General features: G+C 38.2%; 18 protein-coding genes and 1 pseudogene. 7 read left to right on the forward strand and 12 right to left on the reverse strand.

Annotation, left to right across the window (positions count from 1 at the left end):
- Nucleotides 1-80 precede the first annotated feature (80 nt).
- Together DC53_RS19995 and DC53_RS19990 are read right to left on the reverse strand one after the other, a co-directional pair.
- Nucleotides 81-1925, reverse strand: coding sequence for a DEAD/DEAH box helicase (locus tag DC53_RS19995; protein ID WP_007378970.1), 1845 nt, complete (start codon nucleotides 1923-1925; stop codon nucleotides 81-83).
- 160 nt (nucleotides 1926-2085) lie between these two features.
- Complete coding sequence (locus DC53_RS19990) at nucleotides 2086-2349, reverse strand: GrxA family glutaredoxin (RefSeq protein WP_007585470.1); 264 nt, start codon at nucleotides 2347-2349, stop codon at nucleotides 2086-2088.
- Between the two features lie 264 nt (nucleotides 2350-2613).
- On the opposite strand from DC53_RS19990, the gene DC53_RS19985 reads away from it, so the two are divergent.
- Nucleotides 2614-3648 (forward strand): response regulator, encoded by a 1035-nt coding sequence (locus tag DC53_RS19985; protein WP_033028259.1) that lies wholly within the window; start codon nucleotides 2614-2616, stop codon nucleotides 3646-3648.
- Between the two features lie 96 nt (nucleotides 3649-3744).
- On the opposite strand, the gene DC53_RS19980 is transcribed toward DC53_RS19985, so the two are convergent.
- On the reverse strand, nucleotides 3745-4980 hold the full coding sequence (locus DC53_RS19980; RefSeq protein ID WP_008138531.1) for a helix-turn-helix domain-containing protein: 1236 nt from the start codon (nucleotides 4978-4980) through the stop codon (nucleotides 3745-3747).
- A 199-nt stretch (nucleotides 4981-5179) separates the two neighbouring features.
- On the opposite strand from DC53_RS19980, the gene DC53_RS19975 reads away from it, so the two are divergent.
- Nucleotides 5180-5740, forward strand: coding sequence for an outer membrane beta-barrel protein (locus tag DC53_RS19975; protein ID WP_237113693.1), 561 nt, complete (start codon nucleotides 5180-5182; stop codon nucleotides 5738-5740).
- Nucleotides 5741-5794: 54 nt separating this feature from the next.
- Here DC53_RS19975 and DC53_RS0120250 read toward each other — a convergent pair.
- Nucleotides 5795-7221, reverse strand: a pseudogene (locus tag DC53_RS0120250) (sugar porter family MFS transporter).
- Between the two features lie 426 nt (nucleotides 7222-7647).
- On the opposite strand from DC53_RS0120250, the gene DC53_RS19970 reads away from it, so the two are divergent.
- Both DC53_RS19970 and DC53_RS19965 read left to right on the forward strand, forming a co-directional pair.
- Nucleotides 7648-8397 (forward strand): hypothetical protein, encoded by a 750-nt coding sequence (locus DC53_RS19970; RefSeq protein WP_033028260.1) that lies wholly within the window; start codon nucleotides 7648-7650, stop codon nucleotides 8395-8397.
- A gap of 94 nt (nucleotides 8398-8491) precedes the next feature.
- Nucleotides 8492-9541 carry a hypothetical protein gene (locus DC53_RS19965; RefSeq protein WP_033028261.1) on the forward strand — a complete coding sequence of 350 codons (1050 nt, stop codon included), beginning with the start codon at nucleotides 8492-8494 and terminating at the stop codon, nucleotides 9539-9541.
- Nucleotides 9542-9665: 124 nt separating this feature from the next.
- Here DC53_RS19965 and DC53_RS19960 read toward each other — a convergent pair whose 3' ends face one another.
- A complete protein-coding gene (locus tag DC53_RS19960) occupies nucleotides 9666-10169 on the reverse strand; it encodes a phosphatase domain-containing protein (protein ID WP_033028262.1) in 504 nt (167 codons plus the stop codon).
- Between the two features lie 89 nt (nucleotides 10170-10258).
- Here DC53_RS19960 and DC53_RS19955 point away from each other — a divergent pair, with 89 nt between their 5' ends.
- The gene (locus tag DC53_RS19955) at nucleotides 10259-12457 is read left to right on the forward strand and encodes an exonuclease domain-containing protein (protein WP_033028263.1); all 2199 of its coding nucleotides are present in this window, start codon (nucleotides 10259-10261) and stop codon (nucleotides 12455-12457) included.
- 53 nt (nucleotides 12458-12510) lie between these two features.
- Here the strand turns inward: DC53_RS19955 and DC53_RS19950 are convergent, their stop codons facing one another.
- From DC53_RS19950 to dinG, 7 genes are all read right to left on the reverse strand, one after another.
- Nucleotides 12511-13386, reverse strand: a complete 876-nt coding sequence (locus DC53_RS19950; protein WP_007378178.1) for a DMT family transporter — start codon at nucleotides 13384-13386, stop codon at nucleotides 12511-12513.
- Nucleotides 13387-13561: 175 nt separating this feature from the next.
- Entirely contained in the window at nucleotides 13562-13714 is a 153-nt protein-coding gene (locus DC53_RS21555) for a DUF2496 domain-containing protein (protein WP_007378179.1), read from the reverse strand.
- A complete protein-coding gene (locus DC53_RS19945; protein ID WP_007378180.1) occupies nucleotides 13698-13979 on the reverse strand; it encodes a late competence development ComFB family protein in 282 nt (93 codons plus the stop codon). Before DC53_RS19945 ends, DC53_RS21555 begins: the two co-directional genes overlap by 17 nt.
- A 51-nt stretch (nucleotides 13980-14030) precedes the next feature.
- The gene (locus DC53_RS19940; RefSeq protein WP_007378181.1) at nucleotides 14031-14924 is read right to left on the reverse strand and encodes a histone deacetylase family protein; all 894 of its coding nucleotides are present in this window, start codon (nucleotides 14922-14924) and stop codon (nucleotides 14031-14033) included.
- Nucleotides 14924-15532 carry a primosomal replication protein gene (locus tag DC53_RS19935; RefSeq protein WP_008138518.1) on the reverse strand — a complete coding sequence of 203 codons (609 nt, stop codon included), beginning with the start codon at nucleotides 15530-15532 and terminating at the stop codon, nucleotides 14924-14926. Before DC53_RS19935 ends, DC53_RS19940 begins: the two co-directional genes overlap by 1 nt.
- A gap of 1 nt (nucleotide 15533) precedes the next feature.
- Complete coding sequence (locus tag DC53_RS19930; protein ID WP_033028264.1) at nucleotides 15534-16310, reverse strand: sulfite exporter TauE/SafE family protein; 777 nt, start codon at nucleotides 16308-16310, stop codon at nucleotides 15534-15536.
- Nucleotides 16310-18385: an ATP-dependent DNA helicase DinG gene (dinG, locus tag DC53_RS19925; protein ID WP_033028265.1), complete on the reverse strand. Its 2076-nt coding sequence runs from the start codon at nucleotides 18383-18385 to the stop codon at nucleotides 16310-16312. Before dinG ends, DC53_RS19930 begins: the two co-directional genes overlap by 1 nt.
- Before the next feature lie 60 nt (nucleotides 18386-18445).
- On the opposite strand from dinG, the gene DC53_RS19920 reads away from it, so the two are divergent.
- Together DC53_RS19920 and DC53_RS19915 are read left to right on the forward strand one after the other, a co-directional pair.
- Entirely contained in the window at nucleotides 18446-20800 is a 2355-nt protein-coding gene (locus DC53_RS19920) for a DNA polymerase II (RefSeq protein ID WP_033028293.1), read from the forward strand.
- A 405-nt stretch (nucleotides 20801-21205) separates the two neighbouring features.
- Nucleotides 21206-24031 carry a TonB-dependent receptor domain-containing protein gene (locus DC53_RS19915; protein ID WP_033028266.1) on the forward strand — a complete coding sequence of 942 codons (2826 nt, stop codon included), beginning with the start codon at nucleotides 21206-21208 and terminating at the stop codon, nucleotides 24029-24031.
- Nucleotides 24032-24132: the final 101 nt, after the last annotated feature.

Consider the following 24132-nt stretch of genomic DNA (forward strand, 5'->3'; position numbering starts at 1 on the left):
TTTTTTTTCACTGTAGCAGCTTAAAAACAAAAAAACCTTGTCACTTTCGTGGCAAGGTTTTTTTATTAAAGAGTCGTTGCTTATTTAGCTGTGAAGCTTACAGGGCGACGTTCTTTACGAGGACCGCTGCGCTTATCACCGCGTGCGCCGTCATCTTTATTAAAGCTGCGTTTCTTATCACCAGCTGGACGCTCAGAGCGTTCGCCACGTGGTTCAGCAGGGCCTTGATCAGTGGTAATTGTTAAGCCCATAGGGCGTTTACAAATAAACACTTTTTGGAAATGATCAAGTACATCTTTAGGCATGTTTTGCGGTAATTGAACCGTGCTGTGATTGTCGTGTAGACGAATATCACCAATAAACTTGCTTGAGATGTCAGCTTCGTTAGCGATAGCGCCAACAATGTTTTTAACCTGAACACCATGTTCACGACCTACTTCGATACGGTAAGTATCCATAGGACCTGCATCACGGCTGTTACGTTCGCGAGGTTTACGCTCAGCGCGTTCACCACCACGTTCGCCGCCACGTTCGTTACGACGTCCACGGTCACCACGGTCGTTGCGTGAATTACGGTCGTTACGCTCGTTACGTTCACGAGGTTGAATCTTAACTTCTTCAACTTTAATTGGCGACTGTTGCTGTGCTAAACACAGTAACGCACCCGCTAAGCTTTCAAGAGGAAGGTCAAGTTTTTCAGCCATGTTAGTCGCTACTTCATTGAAGAACGTGATGTCTTTGTTTTCAAGCGCAATAGTTAATTTTGCTTGTAACGCTTCAATACGTTTTTCTTCAACAATTTTTGCTGTTGGTAATTCAACTTGAGCAATTTCAGACTTCGTATGACGAATGATATTTTTAAGTAAATAACGTTCGTTATGTTTTACGAATAAGATTGCTTTACCAGTACGACCAGCACGACCTGTACGGCCGATACGGTGAACGTAGGCTTCAGAATCTTGTGGGATATCGTAGTTGATAACTAAGCTTAAACGGTCAACATCTAGACCACGAGCCGCTACATCTGTTGCAATAACAATGTTTAGCATGCCACTTTTTAAGCGATCTACAGTGCGTTCACGTGCTTGCTGGTTCATGTCACCGTTAAGTGGAGCAGCAGAGAAACCTTCGCGCTCTAATAACTCAGCAAGTTGTACTGTATCGTTACGTGTACGAACGAAAACAATAGCACCTTCATATTGCTCAGCTTCTAAGAAGCGAACAATTGCTTTATTTTTATGTACGCTTGCATTCCAAAACACTTGCTCAACAGATGATACTGTCGAGTTACGCGCAGAGATATGAACCTGTTCAGGATTGTTCATATATTTGCTGCTGATGTTTTGAATTTGCTTAGGCATAGTCGCAGAGAAAAGACATGTTTGCTTTTCGCGCGGTGTTTTTTCCATGATGTTTTCTACATCATCGATAAAGCCCATACGTAACATTTCATCGGCTTCATCAAGTACAAGTGCTTGTAGAGCATCAAACTTGATAGTGCCACGGTTAATGTGATCGATTAAACGACCTGGAGTTGCAACAATAACCTGAGCGCCACGACGAAGTGCGCTTAATTGGATACTGTAGCTTTGGCCACCATAGAGTGCCAATACTTCAATACCACGAACATGTTTAGCATATTGTTCGAATGCCTCAGCAACTTGGATCGCAAGCTCACGTGTTGGTGTGAGTACAAGGATCTGTGGCTGTTTCACAGACGGGTCAATATTATTTAGTAATGGCAGTGCAAATGCTGCGGTTTTACCTGTACCCGTTTGAGCTAGTCCCAGTACGTCCTTTCTTTCTAGCAATAACGGTATACATTGAGCTTGGATTTCAGATGGTGTCTTGTAACCCAACTCTTCAACTGCCTTCAAAATTGCAGGAGAAAGATTTAGAGATTCAAACGTGACTGGTTCTGACATTAATACGCCTCAACGAATTTAAAGAGGCGCGCATTATATAGGATTCGCGAGGCAAATGCTTGTATAAATTGAAACTAATTTCTATGTGTTTGATGTTGGTCGAAATTTAACCAGTTCAATATTGGGTTTATTGATCTGGTTAACATATTTAATACAAAGCTTATTTATACAAGCCTAGGTTTTCTTTTGCGTAAGCTTCAAATTCGGTAAATCCACCAATGTGATTTTGGTCTACAAAAATTTGCGGCACTGTTGGGCAAGGTTTGCCTGCTGACTTTTCAAGATCGGCCTTACTAATGCCTTCTTTAATTATATCGATGTAACGAAATTTAAAGTCATCACGTTCATTTGATAGTTGCTCCGCAACATCTTTTGCACGTACACAAAATGGGCAGCCTTCACGGCCAAAAATTACTGTTAGCATAATGCTCTCCTTTATTTGATTGATATCAGTTTAAATGATTAAAAAATATTTTAAAGCGCAAAAAATCGATTGGACTGTTCGAATAAAGCATAAATATAGGAAGTTACCCCAATATGCTTCGCATTATGATTTTTAAAATGCGAATACGGCTAAAGTGTTTTTAATATTAATTTTTAAGTTATTGAATATATTCAATAAAGAATGTTTATAAATGTGGCATGTAACTTGATTTAAGCTGAGTATACAAAGTTACATAAGGTATATATGAATACTCAAAGCCATATTTTAAAAATTATCCAAGGGGTAATAGGTAAATACTGCGAAACACAAGAGCGGTATATGTCAATTACTTTAATCAATGAGTTGCAATGCAGTTACGTATGTTTACATGCGCCTTATGAACACGTTTTAGCGCAATGCGAAAAATTTATTATTCCTGCTTTGAAGTCAGTAAATGATAATTTTGTGCTAAAAGTTAGAGCGAATACCTTAGGAGTTAATGTTTGCTATTGGATAGATGATGCTAACCAAGAAAATACATTTGATGTGCATGGTCTGTTAGTTACCAAACAACCTATTGATTTAGCACTTAAGCTTAATCAAAATGTTGGTGTTTTAACTGATTGCGAAACATTATTTAAAAGCTGTTCAATAATGTCAGCGCACACTCATGAGCTGTATGCTTTTAATTTTAGATTATACGAAAATACTTGTAATGAATTTCTACAACTCGAGGACTTACGACACTTAAATAGTCATTCTTTAATGCGAAAGCTGGATACTAACTTTTTAAAAAACAGTATAAAACTTTATGCTATTGGTAAAGTTGATGAACTAAATAAAGACATAGAATTATCAGACAATGTGCTTGGATGGCCCTTTTTTGATACAGACTTGGTCGCTATTCGAACTTCATTGTTTGCCCAAAAACGCTTGTCTGTATTAGTTGCTGACGATAGCTTACCAAGTCAAGTAGCGACTAAAGTGATGCTTGAAATGCTCGGTTGTTCGGTAACATGTGCAGATAACGGTGCTAGTGCATTAACGCTAGCTTTAAATAATCAATTTGATTTACTGCTTTTAGATGAATTTATGCCAGAAATATTTGGCAGTGATGTAGCGCAGCAGTTAGTAAGCAAAAGTACTTTAAATACTGATACACCAAAAGCTATCTTGTCGGGTCTCACAGATGATGTTCAAATAGCAAAATTATTTAAAAAAGGCATTACGCATTATTTACAAAAACCAGTCACAAAAGCGGATCTGGAAAAATTTATTAAGCCTTGGCAGCTTAATTAAATTAGCCAGCTAATAAGTGAGTTTTTACAAATGAGTGCAATAAAACTACATAACCTGAACTCTGGTTAAAAGATTTACTAACATATTGAAAATATACTAGCTTAGCTTAGTTAACCATGGCTGCCAAAGCGGGAGTGAGAGCTGAGTTAGTGTGTTTTCGATATGAGTTAATTTTTCAGATGCCTTGTGCATCTCACCTTGCTCTATATTTATTAAATAAAGTTGATATATAGCAAAGGTGTTAGGGACTGTAGCGGTGTTACAAATTTTGTTTAGTGCGTTTAAAGAAACCGCGAATTTTGAACTGTTCCCAGTTTTTCGGTAAATAAATAATGAGATACACAACAAGCTCGGTAGTGCAATATCTTCGTCACTTACTAAGGCAATACTCTGGGCTATAAGTTGCTCTGCAAGTACATAGTTTGCGTTTGTGCAATGAATAGCGGCTAAGTATCCTTTTGATACCGCAACACAGCGATTATACCCAGATAGATTGGCTACGTTTAGTGATTCAGCGCAAAGTGTATACGCTAATTCAATATCGCCTTGTAACAAATAACACGCGCCGAGCAGCTGTAAAGCGGTACTCTTAAATAGATTCTTTTCTATTGAATCGGTTGTTATATCACATTCGTTTAAGCATAAATTAGCTGATTGGATTGCAGCGTTTATATCACCAGAATATAAATAGAAAAGTGCATTTGTGCTGTAATAGTGAGCCTTTTCTTGGTTCGCGTGTTGTAATGTGGCATTACATATTACTAAATAATGGTGTGATCTTTTAAACTCACAAGAGAATAGTAAAGTAATTGCAGTGCCTAAATTAGCAGAAAACACTAACGGAAGATCATTCACTTTAATTGCTTTATTAAGGCCTTTATCAAAATATTGTAGTGCTTTTTCATATTGACGATGAATAAGCGCGGCATAACCAAGTTTAATATAGAAGTTGGCCACAATAGCGCTTGGTAATGCGGAGTGAAATGTTGATTTAATTAAAGAAATAGCGAGCTTAATTTTACTGCTCATCATTAGTTCATACAAAAGCCCATCGTTATGCAATTCATTTACTAAAATATCTCGGTTCTCTTCACTCGGGTAAATATCCACTTCTGAACGGGCAATCAAGCTTCCTTTTTCACAATTTAAAGCACTCGCAAGCTTATTTAAATTACTCAGACGTATTCTTGTAACTGAGCCATTAAGCCATCGGGTAAGGGTTTTTTCGCTTACACCTATTTGATTGGCAAGCCATAAATGTTTTATCGATTGCTCTATTATATATTGCTGTAATTGCCCTCGATTTAGAAGGGCAGTTTTTGAATTGTTCAATTTTCACTCTTGTAAGTCGGTATTAAATATTTTACGGCTTAGGAGGGATTTCAATTTTGACAAAAGGTTTCCTAACGCAATACATAAAATGTCCGGTTATGTCCGTGGATTAATTTGGGTACGCTTAATATCATATATTGAACACACCCTTGGAGCAACAAAGTGTCGTTTTAAGGTCAACTCAATATTGGATAATAAAATGAAAAAAATAATCACACTTAGTGCATTTACATTGTTAATGAGTAGTTTTACTACACATGCCAATGAGGCTCAAGTAAGAATGGGCGTTGAGCTTGGTACAGGAAAAATAAAAGTAGATAAAGATTTTGCAATTTTAAAAGAAGATTTTGACACCGACGGGTTTTCGCTTGGTTATATACTCGGTTATAAGTTTGAAAACAATGTAGTCACAGAGGCTAATTTAGCCTATACATCAAGTGATGTATTATTTGGTACTTTTGATAGTTACGAAACGTATGAATTTAAGGCAATGATAGGGTATTCATTTGATTTAGCAACACACTTTAGGGTTGTGCCAATGGTTGGGTTATCGCGCTGGGAATTAGACACTAAACAAGGGTTTTTTTTAAACCCAGGTCCTGAGGCAAAAGAGGAATTTTCAGGAACTGATTTTACTTATAAAGTAAGATTTGAAGTACCGCTGGGTGATCTGGTTTTACTTTCACTTTCGTATGCGAGTACTGAAGTTGAGTTCGGCCGCAATGAAACAACTCAATTGGGTGTATTATTTGAGTTTTAAAGCTCGTAGCTAAATGGCGAGTAGCCTCGCCATTACTGACTATGTAATATCAATCTACATAGATTCGAGCGTTTTACCGCGTGTTTCTTTTATGTATTTAACAACAAAAAATATACTTATAAGTGCCGATAACGCATAAAAGCCATAAGCGCCAGCAAGGCCAATATTGGCCAGCATAATAGGGAAGGTCATGGTAATGGCAAAGTTAGCAATCCACTGCGCACTAGCCGCAACAGCAAGCGCTGCCCCACGAATACGGTTATTAAACATTTCGCCTAATAATACCCACACAATTGGGCCCCAACTTAAGCCAAAAAATACCACAAATAAGTTAGCCATAATAAGCGCAAACGTACCCATGTTATCGCTAAGTGCAAGTTTGCCTGCTTCATCAAGGCCTGCACTGCCAAATATATAAGTAAGCGCGCTTAAGCTGATAAACATACCAATACTGCCTACTAATAGCAGTGGTTTACGGCCAATCTTGTCAACTAGGGCAATGGCAATAAAGGTTGATACAATATTAGTAGTGCCTGCGAGTACATTTATAAATAACGATTGCGACTCGTCAAACCCAGCGGCTTGCCAAAGCTCAGAGCCGTAATAAAATACCACGTTAATACCCACAAATTGCTGAAATACACTCAGCGCAACACCCACCCAAACAATTGGGTGTACTTTTTTACTGTTATCAATAAATAAATCGCGAATGCTTGGCTTTGTATCGCTATGCAAAGAGCCTTTAACATCGCTTATTTGCGCGCATCAAGGTTGTCGTTCGAAATTTTACTAAATACCGCTTTTGCATCATCCACTTTACCTTGCGCCACTAAATAACGAGGCGACTCCGGAATAAACAAAACACCCACTAAAAATAACACAGCAGGCACAAGCTCAGCCCAAAACATCCAGCGCCAAGCGGCTATATCAAGCATTAAAATATTTTGCGCACTACCTGCTGCATCAGCTATTAAATAGTTACTTAAAAACGCAGCAAACAAACCCAGTACAATAGCGAGTTGTTGTAGTGTAGCTAAACGACCACGTAGTGCTGGTGGCGCAACTTCTGCAATGTAAGCTGGCGCTAATACCGATGCCGCACCAATACCTAAACCACCAAATAAACGGTAAAAAATAAACTCCGCAGAGCTTTCGCTAATGCCCGACCCAAATGCACTAATGGCAAAAATAATCGCGGTGATGATCATAATTGCACGGCGACCAAACTTATCAGCCAGCGGCCCCGCAGCAAGTGCACCTAAGGCGCACCCTAATAACACAGACGCTACATTAAAGCCCGTAGCCACACTGCTTGAATTAAATGCATTACCTAGCGCCGACACCGTGCCGTTAATAACGCCCGAGTCAAAACCAAACAAAAAGCCACCAATAGCAGCCACAGCCGATATAAATATTACGTAAAAAAGAGAGGTGTTTTCAGCTGTGTTGGCTGAGTGGGAAGGCGGTGTGTGCGTTGTCATTATATGCCCTGAAAGTTAAATTAAATATAAAAGAGCATAATATCGTAAAGCGTTATGGTTGAATACATTTGTGCAGGTATAAAGGGTTTGGCGAGTATAAATTGAGCCGTTTTAAAGGTTTTAATTTAAAGGTATTAGCTTAAAGGCGTTAGATTCAATACTTTGAAATTAAGTAGCGCCTTTTAAATAACACATGCTGAATTTCAATAAACAATAAGTTTGTATGGGAAGTGTCTGTTTTTTCTAATATTACAGTTCTCTACCATTTTGGTATGTTTTGGCGATTGCATAAACTGATTGGAAGTTAGGTAATTGTTTACAAGTGATTATTTGGTGGTTAAGGTAAATGCATTGAATATAGGGACATTTGTCGGTTTATAAAGCTACAAATGTCGTAGATGAGTTTTTAGCTTTCAGGGAATAATTATGACCTCAGAAACTGTGGAGGCAAGTTTGACAGGAATTGAATTAGTAGCATTCATTGCATCGATTGCATCTTTAATACTTGCAGTTGGAGCGATTTGGTTATCGATTGTGTTTTTTCGGATGTCAAATGAAGCTTCTAAAGCAACAACAGAAGCCGCGAAAGGTATAGATGCAAGTGTTCAGCGACTTGAGAAGCTTTTTGATAAATTGTACTCAGATACTTTCTCGATGATGAAAGAAACAGTGTCTGATATGCGAAAGCACATATGGAACGTTGATGATGAATCAGTTTCTAGCGAAGAGGAAAGAAATAAAATACTTGAAGAGGCAGATAGAAAAGCTGATGAGAAGGTCTCAGAGATAAAATCAGCTTTGGATAAACAGCTTAATGAAATTTTAAACAGACAAAAAATTGCAGATGGGAAAGTTTCTGGCATAGGAAAGGAGCTGGAGAATTTGTTAGAAAACGCTATTCAAACGTCGCGCATGGTAGAATCTGAAGCTAGGGAAGAAACTATAAGAAATCATATCTTATCTGAAATTCGCAAAACTCGTCGAATGGGTAAGGTAGCTATAGCTAGAGAGTTGGTGGATAAGTTAGGTGACTTCTTGCCTTCGCATAGAGTTATCAGAGAGGTTGAGCGAATGAAAGAAGAGGGGATTCTTCATTTTGACGGTGAGGATCTCACTCCAATATCTAAAATTAGGCTTGCACGAATTAGCGAGAGAACTACAGATGTTGAAGGTTAACAACTCAAAGCTACGCCCGTGTTTGAAACGTTAGTTGCTATAATGCAGCGGCACTCAAAGTAGATTATCTTACCAAATTCTAAGGAAATAACTATTGAAAGACATCGATATTATAGATTTAGCATGTGATGTTTTTTCTACTATTACTACTGATTTAAATTCAGAATTATATGAGGAACTAAATGGCAAATTGTCGATTCGTTGGGGTGAAAAAAGGTGCTTTTATGCATATGCCGCTACAAATTCTGATGTAAGCGATGCACCAAAGCACTTTATTGGCCTAACTTACGAGACTGCAATTTTACTTTATCGAGATATAGAAGATTACCACCTATATATTGATTTTGGCGCAGACAACCAAAAACTTAATGTTATTTTCAAAGATTTTGAATATCCAAAAACTCTATCTACTGAATCAGGTCAAGAGCATTGCTGTAAAAACATGTTTATAAGCGGCATCACGTGGATATTATTCCATGAGCTAGGGCACTTACTTCAAGAGCACGGGCATATTCGATCTTTATATAATTGTAATGAAGGCAATAAGATTGTTGATTGCGCTGCGAATTATAGTGAAACTAATACAAAGCTATCCGGGAAGGCTTCAGCCGTTTCGCATGTTACGGAAATGGCTGCTGATTATTACGCTATGGTTTCTTGTCTCAGGGCTTTGCTTCGTCACTTTGGAGGAGACGAACTTAAATCTGAGATTAGGTATTTTTCTTCTGCTCTTGCACTTGTACTTTATAGGTTTCATGGGGTTAATTCATATATTCCAATGGAAGTTCCTGAAGGCTCGCATCCGCCACCGTTAATTAGGCTTGAGCAAACTACACCATTGATCTTCGAGCTATATTCTAAATTAACAACAATAGATCGGCTCTACCTCATTAATATAACTTCATGGTCATCTTATACTGTAGGTCTTTTTTGGCTTAGAAAAAATAGTCAAATGAATCCTCAATTACCAAGTGATTTCTTTCTTGCGGGGAGTCTTCAAAGGCCTGGAATGGTTAGATATCATAAAGTTATGATTGATACGTGGGATGAAATTAAGCCTATCATAGATAGTGTGAAGCGTATTGATGATTATTTTTCTGAATTACAGTTCAGTGATGAGTACAGGAAAAAGCTTACAAGTTAAAATCAATATAGCTGTGATTAAGTGATAACTAGCAAATGGTTAAACCCATCAGCTGCTAATCCATAACTAGCATTAAAGTATTTTTAGCACTATCCATAGTGCTAAATCACCCCCAGTTCCTGCCTTACACCTCAAAGCTCTCAAAGCTCTCAAAGTACTCTTTTTGCAATTCTATAGTGAGCGCTTTAGGGCGAATGCCTTGTACTAGGCTGTATACTTCTTCTTTTGTGTAACCTGCCGAATTTAAAATAAGCGCAGCGACCAACCCTGTGCGGCCTGTACCGCCTTTACAATGTATGGCAATGGTTTGTTTGTGTTGTATGGCCTGTAATATGTCGGTTTTGTGGGTGTTCCAGCTTGATGTAAAAGGCTGTTTGGGTGCTTCGTCGTCATTTATAGGTAAATGAAACCACGTTATATCGTGCTTATTGCACTCACTATTAATTGTTTGTACGTTGTTTTTTTCAAGTTCTTTTTGCGGCATAAGTGAAAGCAGCATGTGAGTGCCAGCCGCCTTTAATGTAGCGATTGAATCCGCTAGGTTTTGCGTTTTTGTGCCAGGGCAAGGCGTAAAAATAATATTTGCGCCGTTATTGAGTGATAAAACATCGTACGGATGCGCGCTCATGGTAAGTCCTTTATTTTTAATGAATTTGCTTTTATACGCTCACTATAGCGTGTTTTAGTTATAAGTTTAAGATTGAATAATAAGCATAAATGCTAGATACTGTTTTTATATACAGTCATGGCGATATTATGAAAAAAGAATTACCAGCAAAATACTATTTAGCGCATTTTAGAGAGCTTATTGAGTTTATAACTAGTAAATGTATGCATTTACTTGAGCCCAAGCACAGTGAATTTATTAGTAAAATTAACCAGCTAGATGAGCAAAGCCAATGCATGTTGGCGCGTGTGTATTCGCGAAAGCCTTATTTAGTGCAGGCGCAATCGCTTAATTATGAAGAAATAACCTCGCCGCATCAGGCTATTTATACGCTAAAAAAAGCCGGCATTTTATTTGAGCCAAACGAGCAGCATTACCAGCAGCTTTTAGCGCACTTAACTAAGCCTTCTTTGGTTGAGTTGCTAAGTAATTACAGTGAGCAAATAAGCTTTAAAAAGAGCGCCGGTAAAGGCGCGCTGGTGGATATTGCGCGTGAGTTTTTTAAAGCGTGCCCACAAGAGCTTGCGCCACTTTATAGCCAGTATGTAATTAATAACCGCAGTGATTACTACGAGTATTTTGAGTTTTTATTTGCAGGCAAACTAAGCAGTGGTGATGTGAATCATCAAAACCGTTTTGTAATGCGAGACTTAGGCTTAACCGCTACACGCGAAGGACATAGTGAGAGTTTGTCGCGCTTTGAAACACTAGACGAAGCGCAATCAAACTATTTATTAAACCGTTACCGGTTAGCATTTAAAAATATTACAGATGAGAGCGATTACGTTGCTTTAGCGTCGCAGGTTTTAGAGCAAGCTGCACATGGTGCAATAGCCGTTGTATTAAAAAATAGATTATTAGTTAGGCTTTATAGGCAGCTAAAAACAGTTGATAGCGAACTTGCTTTTAGTTTACTTGAAGGGTGCGTGGATGATAGCGAAGCACAAGAAATTCAAATAAGAGAGCAATACAGGCTTGGTAATAAAGAGTGGGTAAAAGCTCGATTAGAAGCCATTATTGAAAACCCGCTCACCGACGATTTACTGTATTTTGCTGACGATTTTTTAATGCGCAAGTTTAATAAAAAAACACGTTCGCGCTTAAGTGCCATGCTTGCCAACACTCAGTGCGTGCTAGAAATAGATGAACTGTACCGAGGTGAAGTAGAGCAGGGCGTAAACGATTATTATACTCGCCAAGGTATGGCTGTATTTAATACCGAAAACACGCTTTGGCAAAGTTTGTTTGGTTTAGTATTTTGGCATGAGTTATTTGTGGAGTCGCCTTATCCGCCATGCAATGAGTTTGATATTTATCCGCAAGTATTAAGGCTTGGTAATTTTTATGAAGCGCAGCAAACACAGATAAACGAGCGCTTAGCACAGTGCCAAACGTCGCAAGCATTACTTAATTTAGTATGCAAACATGCAGCGCAATACTTTGACCAACCTAACGGTTTGTTTAGGTGGCGCAGCAATTTATTAGAGCCACTAGAAGCGCTTATTTTAAACAGCCCTATTAAGGCGCTAATTGCGCACTTAACAGCCATGAGCAAACATTATTTACAGCTAAAAGACGGCTATCCCGACTTAATGGTCATTAATAATGGCCAAGTACATTTTGAAGAGGTAAAAGCCCCAGGGGATAAGCTTAGGCGCAACCAACTTACCACCATAGATAATTTAAAAAATGTGGGCTTTACAGTACATATTGCTGCGGTTAAATGGTTTGTAGATCCAAACCGTGTTTACAGCATCGTTGATATAGAAACCACGGGCGGCTTAAAAGGCGGTAACCGTATTACCGAAATAGGCCTTGTAAAAGTGCAATACGGTAAAGTAATTGATAATTGGACGAGCTTAGTTAACCCCGAGCGCCATATACCCGGCTTTATTACGTCACTAACTGGCATAAGCGATAACATGGTACGCAACGCGCCTGTATTTGCCGATATAGCCAAGCCGCTATTAGATAAACTCGCAGGCAGTATTTTTGTAGCCCATAACGTTAATTTTGACTATGGCTTTATTAAAAAAGAATGCGAGATGGCAGGGCACTTTTTTAAAATGCCAAAAATGTGCACCGTGGTTGAATCGCGCAAAGCGTTTAAAGGTTTAAAGTCGTATTCGCTTGGCAATCTCTCATCGCATTTTAATTTAAATTTAACGAGCCATCACCGCGCATTGGCCGATGCAACCGCTACTGCTGAGTTGTTGTTACTTATTCAGCAATCCCAAATTAGTGAATAAGCAGTAAATCTTGACGCAAGAAGTAGTATGCAATTTTAAGCACTTAGCTTACTTTAGCTAAGTGCTTTTTTTCGTGGTAAAAATCCAGTTACAAGCATCGTACCTATAATTACAAATAATGCGCCGAGTAACGTATTTGGCCCAATTTGCTCATCTAAAATTAAATGTCCCCAAAAAATGCCAAATAGTGGAATTAAAAACGTGACTGTTAACGCCGATGTAGGGCCTATATCGTCGATTAATTTAAAAAATAAAATATAAGCAAGTGCGGTACACACTACTCCTAATACGAGTACACCTAGCATAACGTTGGTGCTTGGTATTTCTCGTATTGGCATAAATAAGATAAGCGGTAATACCATAAAGCTTGAAGCCCACATTGAGCCATGGGCGTTATCAAATGGGGCCAGTTTAGGCGCGTTTTTAGTGTAATGCGATGCAATGGCATAGCAAAGTGATGCGCTTAATGCTGCTACTATGGCTAAAATTGATTGGCTATTTAATACAAAATGATTTTGCCCAACAAGTATTGCAACACCTATCAAACCAAGCAGTAAACCAAGCACCATACTTTTTGTGGGCTTTGTTTTTGTCCATAAAATTCCAACTACAACACCCCATATTGGTGTTGTAGAATTTAAAATAGAGAGTGTGGATGCACTAATAGTTTGGGCTGCGTAAGCAAAAAATAAAAACGGCAGAGCAGAATTAAACGCGCCTATAATAAAAAAGTGTTTTTTATGCTGGATAAACGCTAAACGGCGTTTTAAATACAAAGCAACAATAAATAAAGTAACTGCAGCAAAGCCTACTCTAAACTCAATTAATACTGCAGGCCCCAAGCTGTTAGCTGCCATTCGCATAAATAAAAAAGAAGCGCCCCAAATAGCGGCCAAAAAAAACAATCGTAGTAAGCTTGCTAAGGTCATGATAATACTTTAATTATACTGGTTAGCTTTTAGAGTAACAGGGTTTATAAATGGTGTAAGCCATATTCGGAACTGACACATAAAAAATAATAAACCAAGGTTAATAAAGAAAAGTTAATTGTGAGAAATACGAAGAGACTGTAACTACCTATCCAATTGAGCATGCTAAATAAAGTTAACTTTCGGTTCGCTTCTTTTCAAAGTCGCTTTTAACTATTTCAAGTGCTTTTAGTACTTCTTCTGGAGCAACATCGTGTTGCTCTAATATCATAATTAAATCTACTGCAAGTTTAATGTATGTTGGAGCTTGATCAAGTGGGTTGGTCATGGTGCTTTTTCTTTTTAGAAATTTGACTAATAGCCACATCAATCGCAGTTTGTACGCGTTCTTCCATATGTGTACGTTCGGCTTGTGGTAAGTAAAATGCCATGTCTACGTCATAGCGAATATATCTTGGTGGCAGTTGGTTTAGTACAGTACAGCAAAAGTCAGCCATTACATCTTCGTTGTATTGTCTATCAAGTTTTCTTTTAATTATTTCTTCTAGAACAATTTTTTCGTAAAAGTTGTGTATATCGTCATGTAATCGCATATTCCTATCACTCTTTGTTAATCCATTTAATTGAGTTTATACCAAGGCTTACTATAAATCGATAGCGGCTTTAAATAGTTGTTTATGTACATTAACTAATGAGGTTAAATTACGTTGATAACCACCGCCAAGGCTGCACATGAGTGGTATTTTCTGTTGTTTACAAAAATTGAGAACAAAAAAGTCACGTTTATATACGCCATTGAGCGATACATTTAATAACCCTAACTCATCTTTTTCGTAAATATCTGCGCCAGCATTATATAAAATAATATCGGGGTTATGAATACGCACGCAAAAATCGAGTGCTTGTTTTAATGTAGTGAGGTACTCAGCGTCGGTTGTTTTAGCGGGTAATGCAAAATCGTAAGTGGATTGCTGTTTATTACGAGGGAAATTTTGCTCACAATGAATTGAGCAGGTAATAATTTGGTCATGATTTTGAGTGATTTGTGCTGTGCCATCGCCTTGGTGTACGTCGCAATCAAAAATTAAAACAGTGTCGGCTTGCTCTGTATTTATTAAATGTGCTGCTGCAATAGCTAGATCGTTAAAAATACAAAAACCGCTACCGTAATCACTGTATGCATGATGATAGCCACCACTTAAATTAGCCGAAAAACCATGTTTTAGCGCGTGTTCACTACTTTGGATGCTTGCCCCAACTGATAGTAATGTGCGCTCTACCAATTCATTTGAATAAGGAAAGCCCATTTTTTTTATGGCTTTATTGCTAAGCGTGCCGTTTAAAAAGTTATTTATATAAGTTTGATTATGGCAAAGCGAAAGCTGAGCAGGCGTTGCTTTTATAGGTGAAGTAAAATTATTGGGAGTTAAGCCTAGTCCTTCAATTTCTGCTTTAAGCTTTTGGTATTTTTGTATTGGAAAACGATGGCGCTCAGGAAGCGTTAAAGCAGAATATAGCGGGTGGTAAAAAAGCTGCATTAGCGTAATTGTTGTTTTTCGACTTGTTGAATTTTATCTTCGGTGGCAGAAATTGCTTTTCTGCAGCGGCCTAATCGAGCGTGTGTGCTTAATATTTCAAGGTTAAGCTTTTGTGCTTTAGCAGGCGAGGCTTTATCCATTTGCATTTTTCGCTCTTCAATCATGAGCACTAAACGGCGTTCAAACTCATGGTTTTGTTTTAATTCGTCGTAAAGCTCATGCGACGATTGCATTATTTTTTGCACAGCTTGCTTGTAAACGGTTTGCTTAGGGCGAGGTTTATAATGGCTTTTATTTTCTTTAACCCAAATAGGCGTTGATTTAATAACGTTGAATACGGCTTGTACTTGAGCTGCAATACGTTCAAGTGCGTAGGTGTATGCATGACGATGTTCGCTTGGCGGTAACCTTGACACTTCGTCTTCTATTTCTATTACGTAATCGACTAGGTTCATGCTCTTTGTGCTAAAAACTGCGCGGTCAAACAAGCTAGGTTGCGCTTGCATGTAACGATTTTTAGAAAAAAGCTTAGCTTTATCAAATTGCTCAGCTTGTTGTTTTAGCGTTGCAACTTGTTGGCGTAGTTTATCTAAAGCTGTAGGGTGCATATTAAAAGTAAGCCTCGTAAATTAGTTTTAATGCTAAAAGTATAACCATAGTATTAAATACTGGGCGAATAAATTTGCTACCAAAACGTATTGCTGAATTCGCCCCAAACCATGCGCCTAGCATAATAAAAAAGCCCATTGTTATGCCAAGTAAAAAGTTTACATGGCCGAGTGCAACAAAGGTAATTAAAGATATAAAGTTAGAAACAAAGTTCATTGAACGCGCTAAGCCACAATTGAGTAGCAGGTTCATTTTGTAAAGCATGCCATTGGAGGCTGTCCAAAAAGTACCCGTACCTGGGCCTGCTAAACCATCAAAAAAGCCTAATAATAAACCCTGTAACCACTGTTTTATTTTCATCGCTTTGTTTAGTTTAGGAAGTTTATCACCTTCGGTGGTACTTAAATTACCAAATAAACTATAAGCGGCAACCAAAATAATAATAATTGGAAGTAGTTTGTTTAAAAAGTCGATACTTAAATGATCAACAATAACAGTACCTACCAGTGCGCCAATTGCAGTGGCAATAATAGAGGCTGCCCAAAACTTAGGACTAAATAAGTTCTTTTTATAGTATGTATAGCTTGCCGTTAACGAGCCAAAGCTAGCCGCTAATTTATTGGTGCCTAATGTTAAATGTGGAGGTAAGCCAGCAGTTAATAAAGCGGGCACAGTTAGCATGCCACCGCCACCGGCGATAGCGTCTATAAAACCTGCTGCAAGTGCAACAGCACATAAAACAGCCCAGGTTGTTGGATCGAGTGCGAGTTCAAACATTAATAATCTATTTGTCTTTTAAAAGGTGGTAGGGTGTCGAGCATGGCTTTACCGTATCGCTTAGTAACTAAGCGCCTATCGAGAATAGTAATACAGCCTTCATCACTCTCTTTTCGCAGCAGTCTACCACAGCTTTGTACCAATTTCTTTGCGGCGTCTGGCACGGTAATCGTTAAAAATGGGTTACCACCTTTGCTTTGTACAAATTCTGCTTGCGCTTCTTCTATCGGCGAAGTAGGTACAGCAAACGGAATTTTAGTGATTATTAAGTTCTCTAAATATTTACCAGGTAAATCAAGACCTTCTGAAAGGCTCTGGGTTCCAAATAAAATACTGCCTTTGCCTTCGTCTACATTTTTGGTGTGTAATTTAAGCAACGCTTCTCGCGACATCTCACCTTGTACTAATAAGTTAAAACCTTTTGTTCTAAGAAACTTTGTTACGTGGTCCATTTGCCAGTAAGAAGCGAATAGTACAAGGTTCGCTTTTTTATCATTTAGGTACTCTGGTAAAGTTTTAGCTAAGTGGTCACTAAAGTCTTTATCGGTAGGTTCTACTTTAGATACCGGAATACGTAAAGTGGCTTGTTTTGGGTAATCAAAAGGAGAAGGTACTTTAATAAATTTAACGCCTTCTTCTTTAGCAAGCCCTGTTTCGTAAGCAAAGTGATCGAACGAGCCCAGTGCACTTAATGTAGCAGAGCATAAAACAGCGCCCGCGCATTCTCGCCACAATTTATCTTTTAAGTAGTAACCGACTTCAATAGGGCAGTCGCTTAACAAGTGATCGTGATGGCTTTTATATTCAAGGCGTTTTATCCACCGTGCATGAGGTGCACCTTCACCCTTTTTTGCGTAACTAAACCAAAGTTTGTTTAGTTGCTCTAAGCGGTTTATGTATTGACCGCTTTCGCCTAGTATTGGGTCGGCAACGTAAGGTTTTATATCTCCGTCGCTTACATCTTGGGTAAGGGTGTCGTGCATTTTGTTTAAACAGCGCAGCGCATCTTGCGTGGCTTCGCTTATGTCTTTAGCTTTACTGTGCAGCGATTCTGGGATTTCACCGTGCTCAAAGCGGTAAGTATCGTCTTTTGAGTATTCAAAGTCGGCATTATCAAGAATATCGCGAACTACTTTTAAGTCTTTATTTGCGTCGTTAATACTGTCGCAAAGTTTAAAGTTTTGCCCAATGGCTCTTTGCCCTACTAAAACCTTCGCCATTTTCCCGCTAAACTTGGTGAGCTTATCAAGCCATTCTATTGTACCTTTTATTGTGGCAGCAGCAGATGAAAAATCGCGTGTTATATGTGCTAAATGGTGCGCTTCATCAATAACGTAAATGGTGTTGTCGGGCTCTGGTAAAATTTTACCGCCGCCTAAGTCTAAATCGGCAAGTAGTAATGAGTGATTAATTACCAGTACATCCATTTGCATTAATTGGTTACGAGCAAGCTGAAACGGACACGTTTGATGGGCCTTCATTTGGCGCTGACACGAATGTTTATCGCACGCTATTAAGTTCCACACTCTATCGGGTACAGTATCGGCCCAGCTGTCTCTATCGCCTTGCCATTTTTTATTCACATAGGCGTTATATAGCTCATTTAAACACTTGGTTTCCATTGCGCTCAGTGGTGAAGTAAGCGATGGCATAAAATCCATTTGTGTTTGGCTATCGCCATTAACAGCATTGTGTAATTTGTGGGCGCAAATATAACGATGACGACCTTTTACCAAATCAAATTTAAAGTCGAGGCCTGAATGCTTTTTAAAAAACGGGAGCTCTTTTGCTATTAATTGTTCTTGCAGTGCAACGGTAGCAGTCGAAATAACCAGTTTCTTTTTTTGTGCCAAGGCCAGTGGTAATGCACCTAAACAATAGGCAAGAGACTTACCTGTACCGGTGCCTGCTTCAATAACGCATATACGTTGTTTTTTGTGATAGTCGCCTGCGAGTGTTTTTGCTATTTCGGCAACAAGGTAGTTTTGGCTACTTCGCGGGCGGTAATCAGTTAGGTTATTAGCCACATGCTGGTGTACTTGCCTAATTGTTTTTTTTAGTGAGTCAGAAAGCATGGGATGATTTACCTAAAGTATGTATATAATTACAGTGTATATATTAAGTGGGATCGTACATTGACACAAGCAATCTATCAGGGCTTTATTTTATCAAGACAACAATACTCGTCTAAGAGTAAGCGTGGGATCACGCTTTGCTACTGGCTCGTATCTGACAATGGCCCAATTAAAGTACTAATTGAAAACCAGCAAGCTGTTTTTTTTATCCCACAAGATGAACACAATTTTGCACAAAGCATACTAAATAAAGAAAATATAAGTGTTAATTTTAAAACGGTAGAAATGCGCCATTTTAGTGGTGTTGTGTGCATAGGCTGTTATTTTAATGATGTAAGTAACCTTTACAAAGCACGCACATTACTTGAAAAGCACATAAGTATATACGAAGCGGATATACGCCACAGCGATCGTTTTTTAATGGAACGTTTTATTAAAGGTGGTGTATGGGTTACGGGTGAAGTATCTCAAAAAAACGGCTTTATTTTAATTAGCAATGCTAAATTAAAAGCGAGCCCTGAATATACACCCACGCTGAAATCGCTTTCATTAGATATTGAGTGTAATGGTGAGGGCGTATTGTTTTCGGTTGGGCTGGTAGGAAATGGCCTTGATACTGTATTAATGATTGGTGAACCTCAACAGCATAATCAGCCATTTAATATTGATTGGTGCTTTGACGAGATTAATCTACTACAAAAGCTACAGCAGTATATCAATAATAATGATCCTGACATTATTGTGGGTTGGAATGTCATTGAATTTGATTTTACAGTGTTAAACTCTCGGGCAGAGGCACTAGGGGTAACGCTTAATTTTGGCCGAGATCAGCAGCCTTTAAATATAAAAACAGGGCATTACACTCGCCTCACCTTACCTGGGCGAAGCGTTATAGATGGCATTGATACCTTAAAAAATGCCACTTATCACTTTGATAACTATTCGCTTGCGAATATTTCTTATAAAGTCCTTGGTGAATCTAAACTAATTCAGGCAGATAATCGTTTAAGTGAAATTGTTCGTCAATTTAATGAAGATAAGCTCAACTTAGCAGCTTATAACCGACAAGATTGTATACTCGTTAAGAGGATTTTTGCAGAGTTACAACTCTTTGAATTTGCAATAGTGAGGACTCAGTTAACCGGTCTTGAGCTTGAGCGAATGGGCGGCTCGGTTGCTGCATTTACTAACTTATATTTGCCATTACTACATCGCAGCGGGTATGTTGCGCCAAATTTAGGCGATCACGGTTTATCTTTTGAAAGCCCCGGTGGTTATGTAATGGAGTCAGTGCCTGGGCTTTATAAGAATATACTTGTTTTAGATTTTAAAAGCCTATATCCCTCAATTATGCGAACTTTTTGTATTGACCCTCTTGGGCTTATTAAAGGGTTAGACTCACCTGAAAATGCAATTGAAGGGTTTAATGAAGCCGTTTTTTCACGAAATGAACACCACTTACCGTCGTTAATTAAGCATTTAACACATACACGGCAAAGGGCAAAAGACACAAATCAGCCAATGTTATCGCAAGCTATAAAAATAATAATGAACAGCTTATACGGCGTACTTGGCTCTAAAGGGTGTCGATTTTATGATCCAAGATTATCGAGTTCAATAACATTACGTGGGCATGAAATTATGCAAACAACCCGTAAATGGATTGAAACGTTAGGTTATGAAGTAATTTATGGCGATACAGACTCTATTTTTGTAAAAGCTGACGATCAGCTAAGTGCTCTGAGTTGCAATCAAATAGGCAAAGATTTAACGATCTATATTAATAATAAATGGAGCTGCGATATTAAAGACCGTTTTGGGCTTACTAGTTATTTAGAAATAGAGTTTGAAACCCACTATAGCCCATTTTTTATGCCAACAATAAGAGGTAAAAAAACAGGTTCAAAAAAACGCTATGTAGGACAAATTATAAAAAATGGGATGCCTGAACTTATATTTAAAGGAATGGAAACCGTACGCAGCGATTGGACCGAATTTGCACAAGAGTTTCAAAAAGAGTTATTCAAAACTTTATTTAATGAAAAATTTGAAATAAAACAACTTCACGAGATTATAAGTGACTACACCAAAAGATTGTTCGCTGGTGAATTCGATGAAAAGTTAATATACCGTAAAAAGTTAGGACAAAATCTAAATGATTACGTAAAAAATGTTCCTCCCCAAGTGCAAGCGATTAAAAAGTATAAAGCTAGTAATCCTGATTTTGAAATTAAACGAGGTCAAATTATTGAATATGTTTATTCTGATGATGGGGCGCAATTATACAATGGTTCAAATAATTTTAATTATTCGGTTTACATACAAAAACAGCTAACTCCTATCGCCGAAATGGTACTTGATGCCTTGAATTTGAAAGAAATTGAATATCAAGGGGCTCAACTTTCATTTTTATAATTACTTTACAGTTTTCGTATTTAAATAGTCATATTTTTTGTATGAAATTCAATCTGATTTAGTGTGGGATGAAGTGTTTTTCTCTTTTTTTGTTAAAATTTATGATTCCCTCATGTTGTTTTGTTAATAATTTCCTGTTTTATGTAATTTAAATTGAACCTTTTTACTTATTTTTTTCTTCTTTTAAAACAGTTGGTTATGCCTTTGTGTTTTTCTAAGTGATTGATATTTAATTGTGTATCTAAGCTTTTTTTGTAATTTAAAAGGGTTTAAGGTTAATTGATTGTTGACGTTGTTGTTTCACTGGTATTATCATTCATCACACAATTGCAGCGTTTGGTAACACTTTGCCACCACGCTAGATTGAAAATTATAATTAATAAAATGTATTCTTGGGAGAATCAAATGTTAAATAATCAAGTAACAAAAGCTGTTCGCTTAGCGATTGCTTTTGGTGCAGCATCAACAGCTGCATTTTCAGCAAGTACAATCGCTGCTGAAGAAGGCGTAGAAAAAGTAGAACGTATTCAAGTTACAGGCTCACGTATTAAACGTACTGACATTGAAACCACAGTTCCAATTACTACTATTGGACGTGCTGATATCGTAGCTATGGGCGCAATTAATGTTTCTGATATTTTAAACCAGTCTCCTGTAACAATTGCTGGTGCAGACCAATCTAATTCATCATTTAGCACTTCAGGCGTTGGTCTTAATACAACATCACTTCGCAACCTGGGCGAATCAAGAACTCTAGTACTAGTTAACGGTCGTCGTTTTGTATCTGGCCGGTCACCTTCGAGCGGTTACGCAGTTGACTTAAACTCTATTCCAGCATCAATGATTGAGCGTATCGACATACTTAAAAGCGCATCTTCTGCTGTTTATGGTACAGATGCTGTTGCAGGTGTAGTTAATATCATTACTCGAAATAACGTGGAAGGTGTTGAAGTTAATGCTCAAACAGGTATTTCATCTGAAGGCGACCGTGAAAAATATTCATTAAGTTTAACTGCTGGTAATAGCTGGAACACAGGTAATGTAACTGCATCATTTGGTTACGATGATGACAAAGGTTTAAAGCCAGCTGACCGTGATTTCTCTGAGTTTGATGAAGCAATTTTATTAGATGATAATGGTAACGAATATGTAGATAAAGTATTTTCATCTTACCCACCACAAGGGCGTATTGGTGCTTTTAATGGTGACGGTACAGCTTATCAAGGTTTAGCTGGGGGTGAAGCTTTCAACCGTGCTGCTTTTCGTCAACTTGTTACACCTCTAGAAAGAAAATATGCAGCTTTAAATATAAAGCAAGACATTAATGATGAGGTTCGCTTTTTTGCTGAAATGAACTGGAACTCGTCAAAAACTTACGGTTCAACAATTGAACCAACACCGTTCGCGACTAACGATGTGTTTATCCCAGAGCGAGGTGGGGTAGGCGGTATAAAACTAAGCAACCCTATGATTCCTGATTTGCTACGTCAAAACTTAATGGCTGCTGACCCTGATCTAACAATGGATAGTAATATTCCAAATATGGTTCGTCGTATGGTTGAGTTTGGTGCTCGTTCGACAGATTTAGAACGAGATACTATCCGTATTGCAACTGGCTTTGACTGGTTTATAAATGACGATTGGTCTTTGAATACTTATGTTTCTTGGGGTAAAACAGATCAACGTCAAGACAGTGGTGGTCAAGTAAATATTGAAAGAGCTGCGAAAGCATTTGATGTGGTAGAGAATGCAGACGGTACACTTCAATGTGCTGACGACCTTGCTATTCTACAAGGTTGTGTGCCGCTTAACCTGTTTGGTGCAGGCACTGTGACTCAGGAAGCTGTTGATTATATTAAAGTTCCTGCAAAAATCGCTGGTCAAACTGAACAGTTCATTGTTTCAGCATCATTAGTTGGTCAATTACCAATAGAACTACCAGGTGGTTTTGTAGGTGTTGCATTTGGTGCAGAGCATCGTTTAGAAAGTGGTTTCTTCAACCCAGGTGATTTAGCTCAAACAGGTGCTTCTAGTACTAATAAGTCACTACCAACAGATGGTAGCTATTATTCAAACGATTACTACGCTGAAACTATTCTACCAATACTTGACAATCTTGAGGTTGATTTAGCCGCTCGCTACTCAGATCATGAAATTGTTGGCGGTCAAACAACATGGAATGCAGGTATCCAGTATTCTCCGTTAGAGACATTAAAATTCCGTGCTTCAGCAGCAACAGCTATCCGTACTCCAAATATTGCAGATTTATTTGGTGGACGTGGTGAAACATTTGCTGGTGTTACGGACCCTTGTAGCGGTGTAACTGCTTCTGATGTTGGTAATGCAGCCCAAAACTGTCTGTCTATTCCTGAAGTTGCTGCGCGTGTTGCAGCTGATGGTAAATTTGAGCTTACGCAAATAGAAGCGCAAAGCGCAGGTGGTTTTGTTGGTGGTAACGAGAATGTTAAAGAAGAAACCGCTGATACATACAGCGTGGGTGTAATCTGGCAGATGACAGAAGAGCTTTCTTTAACTGTCGATTACTACGATATATCTGTTGAGGATGCAATATCTACCACTAGCCGTACTACTGTACTAAATCGTTGTTTTGATGTTAGTTCAGCTAACTTTGACCCATCTTGTGGTGGTAATGCATTACGTGATGCGAAAGGTGCATTAGTAGAAGTTAATTCAGGTACTGGTAATGAAAATAATATCGAAACTTCAGGTGTTGATATTGAATTAGCATATAAAATAGACACAGAGTATGGTGCTTTTGGTGCTAACTTAATTTGGAACCACTTAAGTAAATACGATACAACTGGTATCGAAAGCGGGGAAACAGTTGAATACGCTGGTGAAGTACTCACACCAGATAACAGAGCTAACTTAAACCTAACTTATGGTATGGAAGACTTAAACGTTTCATGGCGTATGCGCTACTGGGATCGTTCTGTAGATAGTGTTGAAGGTGCTAACTTTAACTACACTGATTTTACACCGTTAGAGAAGTATAATAACTTCCCATCAGTTGTTTATCATGATGTATCAGCAGGTTATAACTTTACAGATAGTACAAGTGTTACATTAACAGTACGTAACTTGTTCGATAAGCAACCACCAGTTGCTAACCAAAGTTCATCAAATGGTGGTACAGGTATTAACACAGTATCAGAAGCTTATGATGTAACAGGTCGTTACTTACAGTTAAATTTAACTACTAAATTTTAATTAATTGTTAAAATTTGAAACCGCGATATCTATCGCGGTTTTTTTATTTTCTTCTTTTGTGTATATTGTTGATAGCAAATAATTTATACCATAGTCATTTC

The organism is Pseudoalteromonas fuliginea, from assembly GCF_000690055.1.
Lineage (GTDB): Bacteria > Pseudomonadota > Gammaproteobacteria > Enterobacterales > Alteromonadaceae > Pseudoalteromonas > Pseudoalteromonas fuliginea.

Excerpts from the sequence above, each read along its gene's own strand:
- DC53_RS19995 (WP_007378970.1), bottom strand. The coding sequence starts at position 1,925 with ATGTCAGAACCAGTCACGTTTGAATCTCTAAATCTTTCTCCTGCAATT.
- DC53_RS19990 (WP_007585470.1), bottom strand. The coding sequence starts at position 2,349 with ATGCTAACAGTAATTTTTGGCCGTGAAGGCTGCCCATTTTGTGTACGT.
- DC53_RS19985 (WP_033028259.1), top strand. The coding sequence starts at position 2,614 with ATGAATACTCAAAGCCATATTTTAAAAATTATCCAAGGGGTAATAGGT.
- DC53_RS19975 (WP_237113693.1), top strand. The coding sequence starts at position 5,180 with ATGAAAAAAATAATCACACTTAGTGCATTTACATTGTTAATGAGTAGT.
- DC53_RS19970 (WP_033028260.1), top strand. The coding sequence starts at position 7,648 with ATGACCTCAGAAACTGTGGAGGCAAGTTTGACAGGAATTGAATTAGTA.
- DC53_RS19960 (WP_033028262.1), bottom strand. The coding sequence starts at position 10,169 with ATGAGCGCGCATCCGTACGATGTTTTATCACTCAATAACGGCGCAAAT.
- DC53_RS19955 (WP_033028263.1), top strand. The coding sequence starts at position 10,259 with ATGCTAGATACTGTTTTTATATACAGTCATGGCGATATTATGAAAAAA.
- DC53_RS19950 (WP_007378178.1), bottom strand. The coding sequence starts at position 13,386 with ATGACCTTAGCAAGCTTACTACGATTGTTTTTTTTGGCCGCTATTTGG.
- DC53_RS21555 (WP_007378179.1), bottom strand. The coding sequence starts at position 13,714 with ATGACCAACCCACTTGATCAAGCTCCAACATACATTAAACTTGCAGTA.
- DC53_RS19945 (WP_007378180.1), bottom strand. The coding sequence starts at position 13,979 with ATGCGATTACATGACGATATACACAACTTTTACGAAAAAATTGTTCTA.
- DC53_RS19940 (WP_007378181.1), bottom strand. The coding sequence starts at position 14,924 with ATGCAGCTTTTTTACCACCCGCTATATTCTGCTTTAACGCTTCCTGAG.
- DC53_RS19935 (WP_008138518.1), bottom strand. The coding sequence starts at position 15,532 with ATGCACCCTACAGCTTTAGATAAACTACGCCAACAAGTTGCAACGCTA.
- DC53_RS19930 (WP_033028264.1), bottom strand. The coding sequence starts at position 16,310 with ATGTTTGAACTCGCACTCGATCCAACAACCTGGGCTGTTTTATGTGCT.
- dinG (WP_033028265.1), bottom strand. The coding sequence starts at position 18,385 with ATGCTTTCTGACTCACTAAAAAAAACAATTAGGCAAGTACACCAGCAT.
- DC53_RS19915 (WP_033028266.1), top strand. The coding sequence starts at position 21,206 with ATGTTAAATAATCAAGTAACAAAAGCTGTTCGCTTAGCGATTGCTTTT.